Origin of the sequence: uncultured Candidatus Kuenenia sp., assembly GCF_900696675.1 — a bacterium.
Taxonomy (GTDB): domain Bacteria; phylum Planctomycetota; class Brocadiia; order Brocadiales; family Brocadiaceae; genus Kuenenia; species Kuenenia stuttgartiensis_A.
In genome coordinates this window covers 1-1,041 of sequence record NZ_CAADGZ010000310.1, presented here as the reverse complement: position 1 = coordinate 1,041, position 1,041 = coordinate 1, and the positions used below count along the sequence as shown (strand labels likewise).

Annotated in this window: 2 protein-coding genes; one reads left to right on the top strand and one right to left on the bottom strand. The window is 45.0% G+C overall.

From position 1 onward, the window contains the following. Positions 1 to 115 (top strand): hypothetical protein (locus QZT26_RS17855; RefSeq protein WP_295100125.1); only part of this gene is annotated, 115 nt, incomplete at its 5' end. A 57-nt stretch (positions 116 to 172) separates the two neighbouring features. Here the strand turns inward: QZT26_RS17855 and QZT26_RS17850 are convergent. Further along, entirely contained in the window at positions 173 to 916 is a 744-nt protein-coding gene (locus QZT26_RS17850; protein WP_295104131.1) for a hypothetical protein, read from the bottom strand. Positions 917 to 1,041 lie beyond the last annotated feature (125 nt).

The following is a 1,041-nucleotide window of genomic DNA, read 5'->3' as shown; positions in this document are numbered from 1 at the left end:
TGACAAAAGGAAATATCCAACAGGGATAAAGGTTTCCGATCGGGAAATGGAAAAGATTAATATTGGAAAGCATAATTTCCATGGAGATTGGAATTATACAATTTCAAAAAATTGAGTCATTCACACCGTATTATCCCATGCCATAGTTGTAAAAGTTATTATCTGACAACCCCTAATATGGAGTTACCAGATCAAATACACCATGAATGATTAATACCTGCATATGGGGATTTATGCACATTGCCTGCTTTAAGTCCGCTACAGCTTCGGCAAACCCTTGTTGCCCCTGAATACCCGACCACCAGTTCCACGATTTGAACACCTCCTCATTTAAGAGGAGATAGGGTAACTCAGTCTTAAAATCCAAATGGTCACGCACATAGGTATTGAAGGCTGCTGTTACTGGTGCATTGAGCCGGTCGAGATACGGATCGCCACCAGCAAGCATCTGTCTTGCAGGATCAGAATCGACAAGTTTAATCGACCCATCGTATAAACTCACCAAACGTCTCTGGTCTGACAATAAGGCTTTAGCGAAGCGAGCCGGTGGGACGCGTCCTGCCCAACGATGCAGGATGTCCGCATGTAATCCCATCATGTTGCTCGATTGCTCAATCCAATCCGGCAGCAAGTCACCACCGGCTAATCCGGTTAAATATTCTGATAAGGCGAAACGCTCCACTTCACCAAGCGAAACACGGGGGTTATCAGCTTTATACGTTATCATGTCACTGCGTTCATGGAATGCCGCCACTGCAGTGTAGCTCGGCAGCAAGGCCACCCAAGGCCACAGGCTTCGTTCGCTGCCCCAAAGCAACCCAAAATCAATCGCCGGAGAGATGAGTACCAACCACGGCGCTGTCAAAGTTTTCCATAAGCGCAGAATATACAAAGATATGTAAAAAAACGTGGACATTCCCCCTAAAATATTTTATATTATAGGGCATGAACCAGCATACAACACCAATCGATAACACACACAACGAACTACTTCATTCAATTACCGTTCGTCCTGTTTCACAAAACGACCAGGCAAATTGG